Annotated in this window: 16 protein-coding genes; 9 read left to right on the top strand and 7 right to left on the bottom strand. The window is 40.0% G+C overall.

Annotation, left to right across the window (positions count from 1 at the left end; all coding sequences use genetic code 11):
- The first annotated feature begins 1,157 nt into the window (after positions 1-1,157).
- Positions 1,158-2,603 carry a tagaturonate reductase gene (locus tag LBQ60_10655; GenBank protein ID MDR2038370.1) on the top strand — a complete coding sequence of 482 codons (1,446 nt, stop codon included), beginning with the start codon at positions 1,158-1,160 and terminating at the stop codon, positions 2,601-2,603.
- Positions 2,604-2,606: 3 nt separating this feature from the next.
- Positions 2,607-4,091 carry an altronate dehydratase family protein gene (locus tag LBQ60_10650; protein MDR2038369.1) on the top strand — a complete coding sequence of 495 codons (1,485 nt, stop codon included), beginning with the start codon at positions 2,607-2,609 and terminating at the stop codon, positions 4,089-4,091.
- 4 nt (positions 4,092-4,095) lie between these two features.
- On the opposite strand, the gene LBQ60_10645 is transcribed toward LBQ60_10650, so the two are convergent.
- From LBQ60_10645 to LBQ60_10630, 4 genes are all read right to left on the bottom strand, one after another.
- Positions 4,096-4,794: a hypothetical protein gene (locus tag LBQ60_10645; GenBank protein MDR2038368.1), complete on the bottom strand. Its 699-nt coding sequence runs from the start codon at positions 4,792-4,794 to the stop codon at positions 4,096-4,098.
- Between the two features lie 437 nt (positions 4,795-5,231).
- Positions 5,232-6,164, bottom strand: coding sequence for a hypothetical protein (locus tag LBQ60_10640; GenBank protein ID MDR2038367.1), 933 nt, complete (start codon positions 6,162-6,164; stop codon positions 5,232-5,234).
- Positions 6,165-6,347: 183 nt separating this feature from the next.
- Positions 6,348-7,514, bottom strand: a complete 1,167-nt coding sequence (locus LBQ60_10635; GenBank protein ID MDR2038366.1) for a hypothetical protein — start codon at positions 7,512-7,514, stop codon at positions 6,348-6,350.
- Between the two features lie 299 nt (positions 7,515-7,813).
- Positions 7,814-8,401: a PorT family protein gene (locus LBQ60_10630; protein ID MDR2038365.1), complete on the bottom strand. Its 588-nt coding sequence runs from the start codon at positions 8,399-8,401 to the stop codon at positions 7,814-7,816.
- Positions 8,402-8,943: 542 nt separating this feature from the next.
- On the opposite strand from LBQ60_10630, the gene pseB reads away from it, so the two are divergent.
- The 5 genes from pseB (at position 8,944) to pseI (ending at position 14,316) form a co-directional block, all read left to right on the top strand.
- A complete protein-coding gene (gene pseB / locus LBQ60_10625; protein MDR2038364.1) occupies positions 8,944-9,957 on the top strand; it encodes a UDP-N-acetylglucosamine 4,6-dehydratase (inverting) in 1,014 nt (337 codons plus the stop codon).
- Complete coding sequence (gene pseC, locus LBQ60_10620) at positions 9,954-11,108, top strand: UDP-4-amino-4,6-dideoxy-N-acetyl-beta-L-altrosamine transaminase (protein ID MDR2038363.1); 1,155 nt, start codon at positions 9,954-9,956, stop codon at positions 11,106-11,108. The genes pseB and pseC overlap by 4 nt, the downstream gene beginning before the upstream one ends.
- Positions 11,108-11,800, top strand: coding sequence for a pseudaminic acid cytidylyltransferase (gene pseF, locus LBQ60_10615; GenBank protein MDR2038362.1), 693 nt, complete (start codon positions 11,108-11,110; stop codon positions 11,798-11,800). Before pseC ends, pseF begins: the two co-directional genes overlap by 1 nt.
- 66 nt (positions 11,801-11,866) lie before the next feature.
- The gene (gene pseG / locus LBQ60_10610; GenBank protein ID MDR2038361.1) at positions 11,867-13,291 is read left to right on the top strand and encodes a UDP-2,4-diacetamido-2,4,6-trideoxy-beta-L-altropyranose hydrolase; all 1,425 of its coding nucleotides are present in this window, start codon (positions 11,867-11,869) and stop codon (positions 13,289-13,291) included.
- Positions 13,288-14,316 carry a pseudaminic acid synthase gene (pseI, locus tag LBQ60_10605; GenBank protein ID MDR2038360.1) on the top strand — a complete coding sequence of 343 codons (1,029 nt, stop codon included), beginning with the start codon at positions 13,288-13,290 and terminating at the stop codon, positions 14,314-14,316. Before pseG ends, pseI begins: the two co-directional genes overlap by 4 nt.
- 15 nt (positions 14,317-14,331) lie before the next feature.
- On the opposite strand, the gene LBQ60_10600 is transcribed toward pseI, so the two are convergent.
- Positions 14,332-15,024, bottom strand: coding sequence for a DUF2461 domain-containing protein (locus LBQ60_10600; GenBank protein ID MDR2038359.1), 693 nt, complete (start codon positions 15,022-15,024; stop codon positions 14,332-14,334).
- 84 nt (positions 15,025-15,108) lie between these two features.
- Between LBQ60_10600 and LBQ60_10595 the strand changes: the two genes are divergently transcribed.
- Both LBQ60_10595 and LBQ60_10590 read left to right on the top strand, forming a co-directional pair.
- Positions 15,109-16,893, top strand: coding sequence for a hypothetical protein (locus LBQ60_10595; protein MDR2038358.1), 1,785 nt, complete (start codon positions 15,109-15,111; stop codon positions 16,891-16,893).
- Between the two features lie 75 nt (positions 16,894-16,968).
- Positions 16,969-17,139, top strand: a complete 171-nt coding sequence (locus LBQ60_10590) for a hypothetical protein (protein MDR2038357.1) — start codon at positions 16,969-16,971, stop codon at positions 17,137-17,139.
- Here the strand turns inward: LBQ60_10590 and LBQ60_10585 are convergent.
- A complete protein-coding gene (locus LBQ60_10585; GenBank protein ID MDR2038356.1) occupies positions 17,132-17,356 on the bottom strand; it encodes a hypothetical protein in 225 nt (74 codons plus the stop codon). The two genes, LBQ60_10590 and LBQ60_10585, sit on opposite strands and share 8 nt — an antisense overlap.
- Before the next feature lie 288 nt (positions 17,357-17,644).
- Positions 17,645-19,792: a S46 family peptidase gene (locus tag LBQ60_10580; protein MDR2038355.1), complete on the bottom strand. Its 2,148-nt coding sequence runs from the start codon at positions 19,790-19,792 to the stop codon at positions 17,645-17,647.
- Positions 19,793-19,815: the final 23 nt, after the last annotated feature.

The raw sequence follows: 19,815 nt of genomic DNA, 5'->3' as shown, positions 1-19,815 counted from the left end.
GAGTTCTTCCGGCGTCCCGTAGCGTGTAGTGGCTGGTCGCTGAGGAGGCAAGCCTTGATTTTTGCTTCTTTTTATCAAGAAAAAGAAGGTTAAAAAATGATTCCATATATGTATGATATTATTTTGAACAATTACTTATCTGCGATTTATACAATTCCGGGTTGAAGTATTACTGTCAGAGGTATAGTAACAACAATGCCTCATCTTTTATTGACCAGGAAATAATGACAATCTACTTGTTTGCAGGTCATTGTCAGTAATATTCTGAAGTCAGAGATATACATTCTTTTGCAGAAGAGTATCTTTCTTCCTGGTTTCCTTTATTGCCATCATATCAATCATTTAACTTAAGGTTAAATCGATTGTCTGAGTGCTTTAAAGTGTTATCCCAAAGATTGATATAGTCATTCATCCCTGATGATTACGATCAGGACTTCAACTGTAACTGATGATAAAATAAATCTCATTCCGTGACAATCAAACACAAAACTTTCTGATTAAGAATTACTTGTGATATTGGGATAAAATTACAGGTTTTTGGGATAATTGTGATATTCAATGATGGGATTTTAATCTTAATTTGTACAGCATGTACAAAAATATGCGATAATAAATTCTGCTTGTTTTACAATATCAAGTAATACCAATAAATTAATGTCATATTTAATAATCGCAACCAACTTGATCAATGCGACTTAAGAAAACAATAAATAGCACATAGTGCTTAAAACATCTGTGATCAATGTTTTATAAAATTTAAATTATCTGATAGTATCATCAAATGATATCGGAAAAAACTATGGGTACAGGTGTTAATATGGACCGCCAAATGTACATCCGAATCATTCGATATCCATACATACAAATCCGGTCCGGTTAAAACGGATAAAACAACAAAGAATATCAAATAAACATCTCTTGTGAACCAAATAAAAACGAAAAATTTGATGAAGCTTTTTATAAGAAAAAACCCGAATTCAAAATGCCCGGGAAGTAAGGTTTTCAAATGGATTATATGTACACGTGTTTTGATAAGATAGCAGCCGCTTTCATTTATTTCACTTTTAACTCTTGATTCGTATAATAAATAGATATCTTCGAACTTTCAGAATTCAACAAAATTTAAACCCAATATATTTGAATAAAAGACCGGACAAATGGAAAAACTCAATAGAAAAACAGCGAAAAAGGCAAAACTTTATCCGGAGCGGATCATCCAGTTTGGTGAAGGTAACTTTTTACGTGCATTTGTGGATTGGATGGTGTATCATATGAACCATAAGGTAGATTTTAATACAGGAGTTGTAGTAGTACAGCCTCTTCCGGATGGAATGGTCCGCACCCTGAACGAACAGGATGGGTTGTATCATGTAAATCTACAGGGAATCGACAGGGGAAAAGCAATTGACAGTATTGAGATGATCGATGTGGTAACACGTGGATTGAATCCATACGCGCAATTTGATGAATACATGAAGCTGGCTGAAAACCCTGAAATACGTTTTGTGATTTCCAATACGACCGAAGCCGGAATAACTTTTGATCCGACCTGTAGATCAGATGATCAACCGGCCAACTCATATCCGGGAAAATTAACCCAACTGCTTTACCATCGTTTCAAGGCATTTAATGGCGCTATGGATAAAGGTTGGATCATTTTTCCCTGCGAACTGATTTTTCACAACGGAACAGAACTAAAAAAATGCATCCATCAGTACATTGAATGGTGGCAACTTGGTGAAGATTTTAAACAATGGTTTGATGAATCCTGTGGTGTGTATAGCACTCTGGTTGACCGGATCGTCCCGGGATATCCGAAAGATACCATCAAAGAAATTACGGATAAGATACAGATCGAAGACAAACTGGTGGTAAAAGCCGAGATATTCCACTTATGGGTGATTGAAGCTCCCGAATCTGTTGAGAAAGAATTCCCTGCTTCAAAAGCAGGATTGAACGTATTGTTCGTCCCCAGTGAAAAACCCTATCATGATCGGAAAGTGACTCTTCTGAATGGTCCGCATACTGTGTTGTCTCCTGTGGGTTATCTGTCAGGGTTAAATACGGTCCGAGAATGCGTAGAAGACGAAGTAACCGGAAAATATGTCCGGAAAGTGATGTTTGATGAATTGATGACAACGCTGGACCTGCCAAAAACCGAATTAGAGCAATTTGCCGAAGATGTACTCGACAGGTTCCGTAATCCGTTTGTTAAGCATTTTGTAACCAGCATCATGCTGAACTCGTTTCCAAAGTTTAAAACCCGGGATCTACCGGGATTAAAGATCTACCGGGATCGTAAAGGCGAACTTCCTTCAGGATTAGTTTTAGGACTGGCGGGGATTATTACCTACTACAAAGGTGGGAAACGGGGTAATGACGAGATCAATCCAAACGATGACAAGGCGATCCTTGATTTACTGACCAGTCTCTGGAAATCGAACGATATTTCAAAAGTGGCCCAAGGCGTATTGGGCGCCGAATTTATCTGGGGAGAAGATCTGAACAACATTCCGGGCTTCACCGGAAAATTAAAGGAATATTTATTGTCCATCCGGGAAAAAGGAATGTCGGAGACTGTGAAAATGATATTGCAAGCCTGAAAAATGAAATACCTGAAAATAAATCCGGCAGATAATGTAGTCGTAGCCATTATTGATTTACACAAGGGCGAAAAGGTGACCATCGATCATATGAGTATTGTGTTAAATATGGATATTCCGATGGGACATAAATTTGCTTTGACAGATATTGCAGCGGAAGAAAACGTCATCAAATACGGTTATCCGATCGGACATGCCTGTAAGGACATCAGACAAGGCGATTGGGTCAACGAGAAAAACATCAAAACCAACCTTGATGGTTTGCTTGATTACAGGTATACACCTCACAATACAGACATAGAAATACCCAACCGTCATTTAACATTCAAAGGGTATAAACGTGCAAACGGAGAAGTTGGCGTCCGTAATGAGATCTGGATCATTCCGACCGTTGGCTGCGTCAATGGTACGGTAAACCGGTTGGCAGAGGAACTCCGGCAGGAAACAGTATTGAAAAATATTGATGCCATCGTCGCTTACCCGCATAATTATGGTTGTTCTCAATTGGGTGATGACCATGAAAATACGCGTAAAATACTTCGCGACATGGTATTTCACCCGAATTCAGGAGGAGTATTGGTCGTCGGGTTAGGTTGCGAGAACAACCAGATCGATGCATTCCGTGAATTATTAGGTGACATTGACGAATCGCGGGTGAAATTCATGGAAACACAAAAAGTGGAAGATGAATATGAAACAGGCATGCAACTTCTCCGGGAAATATATGACGTAGCATCACAGGATGTTCGTGAAGATATTCCTGTTTCCGAATTAAAAATCGGGTTAAAATGCGGCGGCTCCGATGGATTTTCAGGAATTACCGCTAACCCGTTATTAGGTGTTTTCTCGGATTTCCTTATTGCGCAAGGTGGAAGTACTGTGTTAACAGAAGTGCCTGAAATGTTCGGCGCAGAAACGATTTTGATGAACCGCTGCATCAATAAAGATATCTTTGATAAAACCGTATTTCTGATCAATGATTTCAAAGATTACTTTATGAAAAACAACCAGCCTGTGTATGAAAATCCCTCTCCGGGAAATAAAGCAGGGGGTATTTCCACGTTAGAAGAGAAATCGCTGGGTTGTACCCAAAAATGTGGCAAGTCATGGGTAAAAGATGTATTACCTTATGGTGAACGAATCAAGACAAAAGGGTTGAATTTACTCAGCGCACCGGGGAATGATCTGGTAGCAGCTACAGCCCTGGCTTCCAGCGGATGTCATATGGTATTGTTTACTACAGGACGCGGAACGCCATTCGGAACCTATGTTCCTACCTTGAAGATTTCAACGAATACACCGCTTTATGAGAAGAAACCGGGATGGATCGACTTTAATGCAGGCAGCATTGTCGAAAACGAAACCATTGCAGAAGTAAACGAGCGTTTCATCAGCTATATCGTTCGTATAGCAAGTGGAGAACCGGTAAACAACGAAAAGAAAGGTTACCGTGAAATAGCCATATTCAAAACAGGAGTGACCTTATAAAATCTCATTGTACTATTTGTCTGCTCAAAAGAGTGTCAGGGCTTACCTGTTGTTGATCATTTTCTTCTGAGGACATTTGTTCATATCTTTTTTTACGGGCTTTTCTTGCAGAAAGGATAAACTGTGCATTACTGGTCAATGTAATTGTAACAAGATCGCCTTCTTTCACATTGGTAAACTCACCAACCGGGTAGCTCAGTTTTTTAAGTTTAACGCAGTTTTTGTCCAGGTATACATTACATTTTTTTTCTTCGTAGCCTTTCCTTTCACGAATATGGTTAACCTTGGCATCGAATATGATGGATTTTTTTTCAACCAGGTCTTTTTTAAGTTTGAAAATTCGCATATGTCTCAGGATAGCAATAGGGAATAATCCTCCAGATAGCATTAAAAAAACCATAGTAGGCACAGACCCGATGGATTCGGAAATTGTTTGTGCCGGATCTATATCCTGCAATAAAAAAGTTTCTCCTGATGGTAATAAGCTGATAGGAACCAGAAAAAAGATACATGATATAACAATGATCAAAATGCTTCCTACAAATAATAAATATCTTCCTTTTTCGATCCTGTCCTGTATTTTTCGAACCTGTATTTTACTTAATTCTTCATATTTTGGGTTGTCCGGTATATTCCCACTTTTAGAATTATCAATATTCAACATGGATATATCCGTCTGTTGACAACAATCATTAGGTTTCATATTCTTTTAGCGTTATTATAGTATATTGATTCTGTGTGTTTTAGTGTTTTTTATTTAAATATTTGATAAACAAGTAGATAAAGTTCCATTTTAAAATCCATAAATACAATATTCATTGTATATGTAAGTATCACTGTTGTTTACGAAAGAAGATCAATAAAGTTTCATTAATGTGAAAAAAATTTGTCTATTATCAACGGGGTTATCCGAAAAGCCCCAAATAACGGTTCAACTATAAGTTGATCAGAATGCTGGATTTGCATTTTAATAATAATCCTTTATGGACGGTCATATACTTTATTAAAATCCTGTTAATATAATATTTAGGAACAAATTGTTAATCCATTATTGGTATTATAAGGTATAAACTCCTTTTCCAACATAGAGCATTTGTCCCATTTCTTCAATCCCTGGGAATTATTTTTATTGATAATTATTTATTCAAGAGTTATCATAGTAATTATTTTTTTCTCAGGATATTTTTGCTTAAAAGGACTGGATGTATCATCCTCTAAAGAAATTTTTTGTATTTCCTTAAAAAAATACCTATTGAGTGCTAAGTCCATAAGAGGAGATAGTTCTATTCCATCTACCAACAAAACAGAAAATCCACTATCATCAGCCAATATCATGTCGGGAGCAATGATTTCCTTATGTTCAAAAGTCGATATGACCACTACTTCTTCTAAATTTTTATTCCCATATTCTAACAATTCTGTTTTACCGGTAACACGTCGTAATGAACGGATGTATATAGGATTAATGGCATCAAATATTTTTTTGGTAATCACAATATCATTCAATAAGTAAAGTGTTGACTTTTCATGGGTAGTTCTTCGAAATATATCTCGTGTATATATATGAACTGCACCAACTGTATCCTCTTTTTGTTCTATAGTCGGAGTATTATAAATGTAAACCGAGCCAACCGGATTTGGATCTGTTTCTATATATTCTACTTTTTCAATTGCATCAGGTAATAATACAGAAACAAGAACACGAGAGTACCAGATTAAGAATTGATCATTAATATAATAATTCCATGATTTTGCCGCGGTAAGAGATGTTATTAACTTGTCTAATGCTGGAGCTCGGTCATCAGAAAAAGCGATCAGTTCAAATGAGTTCTTACTTTCTTTTTTACCATCTTTTGAGTAAAAAATAGATTTAGTAAATCTGTAACGATTGGCAACATATCGTATATCAATGGCTTTATACGTAAAGCCTGATAAGGGAAACATAAATCCGCTATTAGGCTCAGTTAAAAAAATAGTATCCATATCAGATACGTTCAATTGTTTATTATCTTTAGGTGAACAGCTCATAATAAGTGTTATACCTATCAAAATAAAAATCTGTAGTTTTATCATTTTAGATGTAATTAATTGTAATGAAAAACCTTTTTATCCTAGATAAGAAAAATAAGACCGGGAGATACGGTAAGCTTAAATTTCCTAATTATACCACCAAAAATCATGAATGTTTCTTCCATACAAAATGAACATAATGAAAATGCTCATATATCATCTTCTTTGAGACCTTTCTGAGGATTTTTAATTATTTCTTTTCACCAGATAAGGTTCCAATTCTTCATAAGATAAGAAAAGGCTGGGTTCCCCTAAAGCATATCCCATTAATTCATAAGGAAAATAGGTAAAGGTGATTCCCGTAGGAAGTAAAAAGAATTGGTCTGCCACTGTTTCAGGTTCATACAAAAACGGAGGATCACCATCCTCGGAAAGGTATTTTTCTTTCAACCGTCCGATAAAATATTTGATGAACCCGTGATCGTCCACACGGACGATATCTTCTACAGATAACAGTTTCCCGGTTTTCACATCGAAATTGTGATAGGTAGTACCGTACATTCCATGGGCACCTCCCATATAGGAATGTCCTAATTCTATGACAACATATATATTTTCATCCAGATAACAGGGATAATAGTATGTCTGGTCGTTCATACTGAAACAATCTTCTTCGCTTTTCCTGATCTCCTGTTTTATATAATGTCTCCAATCTTTTAGACCGGATAGTTGGTAAGACGCATCTATTCTGGAAAAAGGAAGGGTATTGAAAAATGCCTTGTATTTTTCAGGGTATTGCGTGGGATAAGCCAGGTAATCATATTCCCAAAGCGCAATATATGCGGTATCGTTTTCTGAACGGCAATACTCCATGGAATAGGACAACCGGTCGTATGCCTCATACCTGACAGCGCTTGTTTTCAACAGGTATTCCTCGCCGCTGGATTTGATCACTTTAAGGATATCCGGCTCTTCATAGGCAAAGATATATTCGCTTCCTTCATTGTAATCATTTTCCCAGGTTTCATCATCTATTTTTGAAAAACCAAAATAGATGAATCCATCTCCTCCTTCAACGTACATCATTCCTGACAAATAATAAGACAGGTCACTTACCGGATTAGAGTAACGCAGGTATGCCTGTACATTTTTCCCTTCCACCATCCCTTCGAATGCCTGGAAAAAAGGTTTCCGGAAAAGAAGGGTGTCGTTTTCCGGTGTAACATACTGCACATCGGAAATTTTCCTGATAACAAACGGACCTGCTTCTTCCTTGTCGGTTTCCTCCGTATTTATTTCCAGATCCTTCACTTTTTTCTCTTCCTGCCGGTTAATGTTTTTACAGGACAGACACAAAAGTAAACCAAACAGAAGTAAATATTTTAATGTACCTTTATTCCCGTTATAAAACATCTTAAAGCTTGCTTTTATGTAAAAAACAAATGTACATTAAAAATGACATTAAGCACTCAGTGCTATTTATTATTTTCTTAAGTTACATTGATCAAATTAATTACGTTTATTAAAGATAACATTAATTGTTTGAAATTTCTTATTTTCAAGCTTTTACAAAATGGTTGTTTTTAATGGTTCAGCCATTGAACACATGTGTATAATACCAACCTTCGGGAATCGAATATTTCCAAAATGAAAAATCCACATTCCGGGATTCCGGAATGTGGATAATAATTACTTTACACCTAAAAATGATATCAATAGTACTTAAACTTATACCCGATTGTTAGATAACAATTACTGTTGTATTGTTTCACACCACTAACATCTGAAATATTGACCAGACTCCGGTCGTATCCGATGGAAGCGACACAGTTCTTGATTTCAAAATCAAAACCGACTCCGAAACCAAAATCAAATCTTTTATAGGCATTATCGTCAAAAAAATCCGTTTCGACTCCGTTCTTGAGCTTACCCCCAACACCGACACCCAAATGAAGACCGGCCCTGGGAACTAGCCTGATGTAACCATCCTTTTTCTGAAATTTATACGCAGCATGCACCGGCATCTGGATATACATAGGATTCGCTTTAAAATCACCATCTTTTGCTCCTTTTATAGTGTACTCAAGCCCCGAAAGGCAAAACCAGTTATTTTTAACGTTGTAATCAACGGTTGCCCCAGCCTGAAAACCGACTTTTGCATTAAGATCACCTGTATTGTCACCTTTTAGGTTCGAAAAATTAGGCCCGAATTTGAAGCCGAATTTAAAATCCTGTGCGAAAGAATTTGAGCCGATCAATAAAGTCACTACCAATAAACTTACTTTAGCAATATTTTTCATAAAATCCTGAATTAGATTTTCCTACTCTGTTAAGGCTTTTCGGTTCCGCCAGCTTCAACCTTATAACATATAACAAATCTTTTCAAGAAATGTTTGATTAAGCATGATGTGTTAATCATTTAATCCGGATTAGAATTCTGTTTTGACAAATATACATTTAAACGACCAATCAATCAAGGAATTTATTCCATCATTTAACAAGATACAGCATTATGACACTTTTCATTACGGTTCCGCGACAAAAACGTCTTTTTCTTTTGAAGAAGTTAGAAAGTTCATAAAGCTAAAAAGCTTATAAAATGGGTTCAACCAGTTATTTATGGAATATTTTTCATTTACTTTTTCCATCTTTTCTCATTCGTAATCCGTAATTTGTAATTCATCCTGAGCAATCTATCTTTAATATTATTAACTTTGTGATTGGTAAGGATACTATTAAGTAATGCAAATAATTTAATGATGCATTTTATGAATGTAATAGGTTCCATTATTACGACATAAGAAATATAATAAATAGCACTAAGTGCTTAAAAAATGGTTTGATGTTAAACGGTAAAACAGTATTGATAACAGGGGGATCAGGATCTCTGGGACAGGCACTGACTCAACATATTCTGACAAATTATCCTGAGGTAAAAAGATTGGTTATTTTTTCCAGGGATGAACAAAAGCAATTTCAAATGGCGCAAAAATATCCTTCGTCCCGATATCCCCAGATCCGTTTCTTTATTGGGGATGTTAGGGATAAAAGCAGGGTGGTACGTGCCCTGAACGGGATTGATTATGTTATTCATGCCGCTGCCATGAAGCATGTACATATTGCTGAATATAACCCGGATGAATGTATCAAGACAAATGTAAACGGAGCGCAAAATGTAGTGGAAGCCTGTCTGGAAACGAATGTACAGAGGGTTGTTGCACTTTCTACCGATAAAGCATGTGCGCCGATCAACCTGTATGGCGCTACCAAACTAACATCCGACAAATTATTTGTCGCTGCCAATAGTATAAAGGGAACTCGTCAGATTCGCTTTTCCGTGGTCCGCTATGGTAATGTGATGGGATCCAACGGTTCTGTTATTCCTTTTTTCCTGTCACGGTGTAAGGACGGAATTCTTCCTATTACCGATCCCAATATGACCAGATTCAATATTTCCTTACAGGGAGGAGTAGATATGGTCATGCATGCTCTCGAACATACATGGGGAGGAGAGATATTGGTACCCAAAATTCCTTCATACCGCATTACTGATCTGGCAACAGCCATTGGTCCTTCATGCAAGCAGGAAATCGTAGGTCTTCGGCCCGGTGAGAAAATACACGAAGAAATGATCTCTTCCTCAGATTCATTCTATACCTATGACCTGGGAAAATATTATACCATCATACCGGCAATTCCCACCTGGAAATTAGAGGACTTCACTAAAGCCTTTAACGCAAAACCTGTTAAACATGGATTTTCGTATAATTCCGGAGACAACACCGAATGGGAAACCGTTGACTCTTTAAGGCGGTTAATCAAAGAACATGTGGACCCAGATTTTCAATTATCATGAAACACAAAATCATTCCTTACGGCCGGCACAATATTACACCGGAAGATATCCAAGCTGTAGCAAAGACATTAACTTCCGATTTCCTGACCCAGGGACCTGTTGTCGAAGAATTCGAAAAGCGATTTGCCGAATATATCGGGGTAAAATATGCTGTAGCCGTGTCCAATGGAACTGCTGCTTTGCACTTAAGTTGCATCGCTTTAAATGTCAATGACTCGTCACATGTGATCACCACACCGATGACTTTTTCAGCATCGGCCAACTGTGTCAGGTATTGCAATGGTCAGGTGACTTTTGCCGATATTAATCCTGATACAGGATTAATATCTATCGAATCCATCAGAAAAATCCTCGAATCTTCTCCAAAAGGGACATATCAGGGAATTATTCCCGTTGACTTTACAGGCTATCCTTTAAATATGGAAGAACTACGTAAACTGGCCGACCAATACGGACTATGGATCATTGAAGATGCCTGCCATGCCCCGGGAGGTTATTTCATCGACTCTTCGGGGAAAAAACAATATTGCGGGAACGGAATATATGCCGAATTATCTATTTTTTCCTTTCATCCGGTAAAGCACATTACAACGGGAGAAGGAGGGATGATCACCACCAATGATAAAGATCTGTATCAGAAACTCATCATGATCCGCACACATGGTGTCACCAAACAGCCTGATTTAATGAGAAAAAATGATGGCGGATGGTACTATGAGATGCAAATGCTTGGATATAATTACCGGATGACAGATATCAATGCTTCATTAGGTATATCTCAATTAAAACGTGCACGGGAAGGTGTGCTTCGCAGGCAGGAAATTGCAGCCTTATATGATAAAGCATTTGAAGGCCGGATACAGACCATCAAACCGGGACCGGATGTCAATCATGCTTATCATTTATATGTCATCAAGGTAAACAACCGGAAAGAGTTGTATGACCGGTTAAGGGAAAAAGGGATTAATTCCCAGGTACATTATATTCCGGTACATACATTACCCTATTATCAGGATCTGGGTTACAAAACCGGCAGTATGCCCCATGCAGAGGCTTTTTATGAGCAATGCCTCAGCATTCCGATGTATCCGACACTCACCGATGAAGAGGTCCGGTTTGTCATTGACTCGGTAATAGAATTTGCCAGGTAATGGAGAAAAAGGTAGCTATCATTACTGCCCGTGGAGGAAGTAAGCGGATCCCTAAAAAAAACATCCGCCCTTTTTTGGGCAAACCTATCATCGCATATTCCATTGAATCAGCTTTAGCATCAGGATTGTTTGACGAGATAATGGTTTCCACCGATGATGAAGAGATAGCGATGGTAAGTGAAAAATACGGCGCATCAATTCCTTTTTTACGTGATCCCTCAACAGCAGATGATCATGCAACTACTGTAGATGCCTTACTGGATGTTTTCTCGTCGTACTCGCAACGGAATAAGTTTTTTACTTATGCCTGTTGTTTATACCCAACTGCAGTTTTTACTACGAAAGAAAGATTGCATCAGGCTTTTGATGAAATGATCCGGAAAAAATTCGATGTGGTATATCCTGTAATGAAATACACATATCCTATTTGGCGTTCCCTGAAAATAGAAGACGGGCGTTTAGTCATGAACTGGCCTGAACACATCAATCGCCGGTCACAGGATCTTCCCGAATCCTTCCACGATGCCGGCCAGTTTTACTTTTTTCAAGTCAACACATTTTTGAAGGAAAAAAAATTATTTGGAAATAATTCCGGAGGCATTTTTATCGACGAAACTGAAGGACAAGATATAGACAATATAACCGATTGGAAATTAGCTGAACTGAAATATAAGTTATTGTATCACTTATGAAAGATATTGAGCCACTGGAATATCTTTGGACCAAATAGTTAAAAATGTTTCCATCAGTAGAAAAGCATGAAAACTAAAGTCATCATACGTGCCGATGGTAATTCCAACATCGGATTGGGACATACCATCCGTTGTCTGGCTTTGGCTGATATGCTCAAGCAGGATTTTAACTGCATATTGGCAACCCGGTATTTAACCGGTTACATTCAAGCGGAAGCGAATAAAGCCGGTATCGATATCATAAAACTACCCCAGTCGGAAGAGCATTTTGAGGTTTTCCTATCTATTTTATCCGGAGATGAAATAGTTGTACTGGATAATTACTTTTTCTCATCGGAATATCAAAGTTCTATTAAAGAAAAAGGGTGTAAGTTGGTTTGCATCGACGATATACATCATGAACATTTTGTAGCGGATGTGGTAATAAACCATGCAGGCGGTATCGACAGGAAACTTTATTCCACCGCACTTTATACATTTTTATATACCGGACCGGACTACGTACTTCTCCGCCCTGAATTTTTATCATATAAAGGAAAAAAAGGTAAATCCATGCTGGTTTCAATGGGAGGGGCCGATCCAAAAAATGATACACTTAAAGTACTACGGTTACTTGAAGAAAAAAAAATTCCCGGACTTTGTTACGTAATTGTCGGAGACGCTTTTCTTTACCAATCTGAATTAGAGGGTTTTTGTCGTCATTCAGGGTTAAATCTGGAAGTAAAAAAAAATCTATCTGCAAAAGAGATGGCTGATATCATGCTCGATTGTCAATACGCCATTTGTCCTCCCAGTACAGTATCTTATGAATATCTGTCTTTATCCGGCGGTGAATTATATGTAAACGTAATTGCAGACAACCAGTGCGACATGTACCGCTTTTTTCTGGAAAATAAAATTGCATTTGATGTCAGGGATCTGTTTATTACAGATAAAACGGCTATATCGGACAGCTTACGCTCACAGAGAACATTTTTTGACGGACAGTCAAAGTCCCGGATCCTATCAATTTTTCATTCTCTCAGAAGAGAAAGAGAGACGCACCTGAGAGCAGCTATAATGGATGATATCGATTTATATTATCAATGGGCCAATGACCCGGAAGCCAGGAAGAATGCTTTCTTATCATCCGATGACATCCCATATAAAGACCATTGTAAATGGTTCAATGACAAATTAATATCCCATAACACCTACCTGTGGGTACTTGAGAGGAAAGGTATACCCTTGGGGCATATCCGCTTTGATATTGACCGGGAGAGTAAATATGCCACCATCAGTTATTTTATTGATAAACGATATCGAAACAGTGGTTGGGGCTTATCGATTGTTAAACTAGGATTAGAAAAGTTAGGCCGCCTGGAAGACAACATAACCGTTGATGCAATTGTTAAGAGAACCAACATAGGGTCCATCAGGATATTCGAACGTTTAAATTTCATGAAAACGGATCATTCAGGCCATACCGATTTTATAAAATACATCAAATGAAAATATCAAACTTTGCCATAGGAGACAGTCCTTTTATCATAGCTGAGTTATCAGGCAATCATAACCAGTCGATCGAAAGGGCCAAAGCCATCATTAAAGCAGCTGCCGAAGCAGGTGCCCATGCCGTTAAGCTACAGACCTATACTGCAGACACCATCACATTAAAAGGAGCCTATACCATTACAGATAAAGATTCGTTATGGTACGGAAAAGATCTATATGAGTTGTACCAGGAAGCGCATACTCCATGGGAATGGCACAAGCCTTTATTCGATTATGCCCGGGAATTGGGAATGATTATTTTCAGTAGTCCCTTTGATACCACCGCCGTCGATTTTCTTGAAGAACTGGATGTTCCCTGCTATAAAATCGCTTCGTTTGAAAATACCGACCATGTTCTGCTGGAAAAAGTGGCAAAAACAGGAAAGCCGGTCATCATGTCCACCGGAATCGCTACCGTAGAAGATATTCAGGAATCACTTGAAGTCCTGAAAAAAAACGGAAGCAGTAATGTGACTTTGCTGAAATGTACCAGTTCGTATCCGGCATCACCTGTCAATGCCCATTTGTTGACCATTCCCCATATGCGTGACCTCTACGGTTATCCGGTAGGATTATCGGACCATACCTTGGGAATCGGCGTATCCATTGCCGCCGTTGCTTTAGGGGCAATGATCATTGAAAAGCATTTCACATTAAGCCGTGCCGACGGAGGGGTTGATGCCGCATTTTCGCTGGAACCCCACGAATTGAAAGCATTGGTGGAGGAAAGCAAACGCGCCTATGTATCGCTTGGAAAAGTAAACTATGAACTATCCGATAAAGAGAAAAACAGCCTGGTCTTTAAGCGTTCGTTGTATGTGGTCAAAGATATGAAAGCCGGAGAGACCTTTACGGCCGAAAATGTCCGCTCCATACGTCCGGCTTTGGGTCTGGCCACGAAATACTATAATACGATACTCGGGAAAAAAGCGACAAAAGATATCCCGGCCGGAACTCCGTTAAATTTTGAGTTAACGGAATAGGAACTATAGCTGAAGCTAGTCTTCCTGCTCCTGGTGATATTGTATGGCCCTGTTCATGAACTGGTTGAACGGGAGTATTTTTTTGAATACCTGTACGCTTTCTTCGAGTAACCGGTCACTCCTGAGCATCGATTCGTCTATATGCTTATAAAATGTATAATTCTTTTGTTTGAGCAGCTCCATATCCGGGAAATCCTTGGGAAATCCTTTGGGTGCCGTACGTAATTTATCCCCTTCAAACCAGGTGAAGGTAGATGTAAAATCCTTATCGTTAATGATGGCCTTGAACTCATCAATATTTTCATAAATATCGGTCCTCACCGCTTTCAGTACGTTTGGGTCGGGAGCATACACCCCGCCTGTCCACATCGAATGGTCCAAATATCCTGCGCTGGCCGGCTCAATGTGGAGGTAATACCCGCAAAGTACGCTTTTCCTGCCACCCCGGGCAATATAAGCGCCGAAATGATTTTTGTACGGTGTCTTATCCGGAGAAAAACGGACATCACGATAGATCCGGTAGACACAATCTTTCGCAGATAACTGCCCTATGGTCGGATCAAAGCGGTAAATCTCCGCGATCAGCAAATCAACGAACCGGTTGAATTCCGTCCTGGCTTTTTCGTAGTCTTCACGGTGGGCATCAAACCATTCTTTATGATTATTTTTAATCAATTCCTTTAAAAATGAAATACTTGTCTGCAGCATGATGTTCGTATTCTAAATTCGATCCGCAAAAATAACCATTTCCTTTGTATGTTTGCAGTACTTTTTTATCAATATTGATCATCCATGGATTTATCATCTTTTTACCGCGAACGGGTACAGGATTTTACCCGGAAAGAATCTGCTTATGAAAGGAAAAACAACCGTTTTACATGGTTACGCCTGCTGCTTGTCATCTCTATGATCGCACTGGGCATTTATTTCTATTCGATTTCGTTCTGGCTAAGCATTGTTACAGTGGGTGTGCTGTTCATCACCTTCCTGATCAGCCTGAAGCTCCATCTGTCAGGAATAGAACAGCAAAAGGAAATGGAACGTTTTAAGATCATCAACCAGCAGGAACTCAACAGCCTTGATGGTGATTATTCCTATTATCCTTCAGGGGAACAATACACGGACATCAAACACTACTATACCTCCGACCTGGATATCTTCGGTACTTATTCGATTTTCCGGTACATCAACCGGACCACCAGTCCGTCGGGCAGCCATATGCTGGCCGACTGGCTGAAAGCCCCGGCTTCCATCAACGAAATCAGGGACAGGCAGGCTGCCGTAAAAGAACTGAGCGAAATGATCGACCGGAGACAGGGCATGCAATCCATAGGATTAAAATATAAAGATGTCAGCAAAGAGCTTCCGGGATTTCTCCAATGGCTGGAAAGCGAACCCGTTTTATCGGGGAACCGAAAGTTATTGACGCTTATGTATGTCCTTCCGTGGATCACTATTGCGATCATTGCTGCCACCATCATGGGATGGGTCCCTTCCGTTTTCATCTGGCTGATGGTTTGCATACACCTGATGATGACCGCCATGGTGGCCAGAAAAGTCAATTACCTGCACCAGCAGGTATCACGCAAAGTGGCTTTTATCAGCACCTATTATGAGTTGATCTCCCTGTTTACCGGTACGGATTTTACCGCTCCCTACCTCGTTGCGCTCAAAAAACGTTTTACGGACAGCGGAGCATTAAAACAGATCAGGACCTTACAAAACCGGATCAAAAGGCTGGACTACCGGTTAAATGCTATGTTCGTTCCCATCAATGTGTTGTTCTTTTTCGACTACAAGCATCTGGTATGGCTCGAAAAATGGCGCGCGGAATCAGGCGGAAAACTCATAGGATGGTTCGATGCCATCGCAAGAGTGGAAGCGCTGTCCAGCTTTGCCAATATCCGGTTCAATCATCCCTCATGGGCCATTCCGGAAATCCGTGAGGACTATTTTATCATACAGGCCAAAAGGATCGGCCATCCTTTGATCATGGAGAAAGAACGGGTATGCAACGATTTTTCCCTGGACGGTGAAGGAAAGATCGCCGTTGTAACAGGATCGAACATGTCCGGAAAAAGCACCTTCCAGCGAAGCATCGGCGTGAACATGGTACTGGCGCTGGCCGGAGCCCCCGTTTGTGCGGACTCGCTCGTGATCACCGATTGTCAGCTGTATACCTATATGCGGATAGCCGATAATCTGGAGGAACGGACTTCTTCATTCTATGCCGAACTGAAACGGCTCAAGCAACTCATCGATATCACCAGGGAAGGCGGACAACGTATCTTTTTCCTGCTGGATGAAGTCCTCCGCGGCACCAATTCACGCGACAGGCAAATAGGATCCATGGCCCTGGTACGTCAGCTGGCCCGGCAAAACGTATCCGGCATCATTGCCACCCATGACCTTACTTTGGGCGATCTGGAGACCGAAATGCCCGACCGCATCAGTAATGCCCATTTCGATGTGCAGATCAACGGGGAAGATATGTCATTCGACTACCAACTGCATCCCGGCATATGTACCAGCCTGAATGCCTCCATTTTAATGAAGAAAATAGGAATTAACATTTGAAATACCCCGGTTTGGCATACGTTTTGCTATTTTAATAATAGTAAAGGATACGTCAATACCGGTTGGATAAAAACCGTGACAGTACTTTTTATGAGTACTTTTCCTGATGCAGAAATCGACCATGAGAAAGATCATAAGAGAATGATAAAATCCGTCCAGGCGGATTTTTTCTTTTTCAGGTATGTGGGAAACCTTCCAAAGAATCATCGTTACACCACTATAACATCCAAAAAGTCACTCATTTAATCTTAGCATATGTAAAAACGATGGGTCGAATATCTATCCTTTCACCATTGATTAACAGATCATACATATCTATCATTACCTGATGATTGGCACCAATAGATTTGTTGTATTCAAACGTCACAGGAATAACAAACTCTACTGCTTTTTTCCCATGGACGTATAATGGCAGGTCAGCGTTATTAATGATACCTTTTATTTCTGTTTTCTTTCCTACCATTTTACAATTGACTATACCAATAATTATGTTTGAATCTTCTGGCTTGTTTGTAATCTTAAACCTGATAAGATTATTCCATCTCAGCGAACTCTGTTCTTTTTCAAGTAAATATACATCTAGCTCTACTTGTATGGATATATCATTATCTGAATATATATATTTCGTTGACCCATTAAGATTATAAAATCTTTGTGAACATGAACATAATATGACGGATAATAATATTACTATTAATCTTCTTCCCACTTTTTAAAAGTAATCAAACTATGATCACGAAAAATTCCCGGTTTATTTTACCAACTGCATTTCATCAACAATCCGTTTGGCACCGTATACTTTTTCCGTAACAAACAGGATGTATCTTGCATCCACGATAATATTGCGGCATTGTGCAGGATCATAGAGGAAATCGCTCATGGTACCTTCCCAGTTCCGGTCGAAATTCAGGCCGATCAATGCTCCGTTCCCATTGAATATCGGACTTCCCGAATTCCCACCGGAAGTATGGTTGGAGGCAATGAAACAAACAGGCATCCGGCCGTTTTCCGCATACGGGCCAAAATCTTTCTTCCGGTATGCTGTTTTCAGGGCCTGCGGAACATTGTAATCGTATATTTCGGGATCGTCTTTTTCCATGACCCCGTCCAATGTGGTATACGGCAAATAAGTGATCCCATCGGAAGGCGTATACCCTTCCTTTTTCCCGTAAGCCACACGCAGGGTATGGTTGCCGTCGGGATAGAATATTTTATCCCGGTCCAGTTCAAGCCGGGCCTTCATGAACACACGGGAAAGACTGTCGTAAGGCTGAACATACGGGTTCTCCGCTTTAGTTTGCATCATATCTTTCGCCGTCCGGTAAATAGCCCAGAAAGGATCCTGCGACAAGCTGTTTATCCTTTTTTTACCGGTCTGTGTCAATGCATCCCGGATGGTTTCGTATGAACGGAAAACAGACTTCCGGTAAATATCGTCGGCCCATTGTTCGAATGAGCCTTTGTGTTTTTTCATCCGTTCATTCATTTCTTTGAAATGAAAATCCGCCGGCACCAGCTCAAAATAGGTCCTCATCATGGCCACGAATATATCCCGGTCCACCGGAAGTGAATAATCCTTATAAAAACCTTCAAGAGCGATCAAAAGGACATTCATTATTTTGGGATCCACTTCTTTTCCGGAAATAATGGATAAAAATAAGGGCTCATGCTTTCTCATCAATTGCACCAGCTCGACAGCCAGTACAGCTTCCGAATAATAGGCCGAAACCTGCCGGAACGGGCCGGAACTTCCGATCACCTGCTCCATTTTTTCCAAAAGATCCCCGTAATCCTTTGTCCATTGTGCGTTGGAACGTACTTTCTGTAAAAACAGGTCTTCATCAGCCGTTTTCTTGTTCAATCCGTCTGCCCGGTCAATGCCACGCATCACCCCCTGCCACTTTTTCCAGGCATTGCTGACCGAAGCATATTTAGCGGCATACTGGATACGTACTCCCCTGTCCTTCTGCATATATGCATCCATAATTTCCAGCCGTTCCGTCCGCATGGCCACGCGTGCAGGATAATCCTGACGGACGAGGTGATCCAGTTCATAGGAACTGATGTATTCATCGGTCCATGCGGGATATCCGTAGATCATAGTAAAATCACCCTGCCTGATCCCCGCAGTGGAAACAGGTACATGCTTTTTCGGCTGGTAGGGGACATTATCCGGCGAATATTCGGCCGGTTGATTGTCCTTGCCGGCATAGATCCGGAAGATCGCAAAATCACCGGTATGGCGCGGCCAGATCCAGTTGTCCGTATCACCTCCGAACTTCCCGATAGAGGAAGGAGGAGCGCCTACCATCCGCACGTCGTTAAATACCTTATAAACATACATGAAATACTGGTTGCCCTTGTATAAGGGTTTTATATCTACACGATAACTCCCCTCCGGGGTAAATTGCTTTTTCATCCTGTTGATCCCGGCACGGATACTGTCCCCGCGCTGTTTCTCACCCATCCCCGGCGTTACATTTGCAAGCACCTGTGAAGTAACATCTTCCATTTTTTCCAGAAAAGCAACATTCAAGCCGGGATTAGGAAGTTCCTCTTTAAAAGAAGAGGCCCAGAAACCATCCGTCAGGTAATCATACTCCAATGAACTATGTGCCTGTATCTGTCCGTAGCCACAATGATGATTGGTCATTACCAGACCCTGTGACGAAACCACTACACCCGTGCATCCGCCTCCAAACAACACGATGGCATCTTTCAGACTCGACCGGTTGATGCTGTAAATATCTTCCGGGGTCAGGGAAAGTCCCATTTCCCGCATCCGTTGGTAACGGGTCTGCTCCAGAAGTATAGGTACCCACATTCCTTCTTCAGCCCTAAGGGGAAACAACGAAAAAAGAAACACAAAAAGAAAAAGATAGCGTTTGAAAACGTTCATGAAAGTTTTTGTTAATAGGTGAT

The sequence above is a fragment of the Bacteroidales bacterium genome (assembly GCA_031275285.1).
Taxonomy (GTDB): Bacteria; Bacteroidota; Bacteroidia; order Bacteroidales; family UBA4181; genus JAIRLS01.
This window is presented reverse-complemented; position numbering and strand designations above follow the sequence as displayed.

Coding starts and splice junctions, on each gene's coding strand:
- LBQ60_10655 (MDR2038370.1), top strand. CDS start 1,158: ATGGAAAAACTCAATAGAAAAACAGCGAAAAAGGCAAAACTTTATCCG.
- LBQ60_10650 (MDR2038369.1), top strand. CDS start 2,607: ATGAAATACCTGAAAATAAATCCGGCAGATAATGTAGTCGTAGCCATT.
- LBQ60_10645 (MDR2038368.1), bottom strand. CDS start 4,794: ATGAAACCTAATGATTGTTGTCAACAGACGGATATATCCATGTTGAAT.
- LBQ60_10640 (MDR2038367.1), bottom strand. CDS start 6,164: ATGATAAAACTACAGATTTTTATTTTGATAGGTATAACACTTATTATG.
- LBQ60_10635 (MDR2038366.1), bottom strand. CDS start 7,514: ATGTTTTATAACGGGAATAAAGGTACATTAAAATATTTACTTCTGTTT.
- LBQ60_10630 (MDR2038365.1), bottom strand. CDS start 8,401: ATGAAAAATATTGCTAAAGTAAGTTTATTGGTAGTGACTTTATTGATC.
- pseB (MDR2038364.1), top strand. CDS start 8,944: ATGTTAAACGGTAAAACAGTATTGATAACAGGGGGATCAGGATCTCTG.
- pseC (MDR2038363.1), top strand. CDS start 9,954: ATGAAACACAAAATCATTCCTTACGGCCGGCACAATATTACACCGGAA.
- pseF (MDR2038362.1), top strand. CDS start 11,108: ATGGAGAAAAAGGTAGCTATCATTACTGCCCGTGGAGGAAGTAAGCGG.
- pseG (MDR2038361.1), top strand. CDS start 11,867: ATGAAAACTAAAGTCATCATACGTGCCGATGGTAATTCCAACATCGGA.
- pseI (MDR2038360.1), top strand. CDS start 13,288: ATGAAAATATCAAACTTTGCCATAGGAGACAGTCCTTTTATCATAGCT.
- LBQ60_10600 (MDR2038359.1), bottom strand. CDS start 15,024: ATGCTGCAGACAAGTATTTCATTTTTAAAGGAATTGATTAAAAATAAT.
- LBQ60_10595 (MDR2038358.1), top strand. CDS start 15,109: ATGGATTTATCATCTTTTTACCGCGAACGGGTACAGGATTTTACCCGG.
- LBQ60_10585 (MDR2038356.1), bottom strand. CDS start 17,356: ATGGTAGGAAAGAAAACAGAAATAAAAGGTATCATTAATAACGCTGAC.
- LBQ60_10580 (MDR2038355.1), bottom strand. CDS start 19,792: ATGAACGTTTTCAAACGCTATCTTTTTCTTTTTGTGTTTCTTTTTTCG.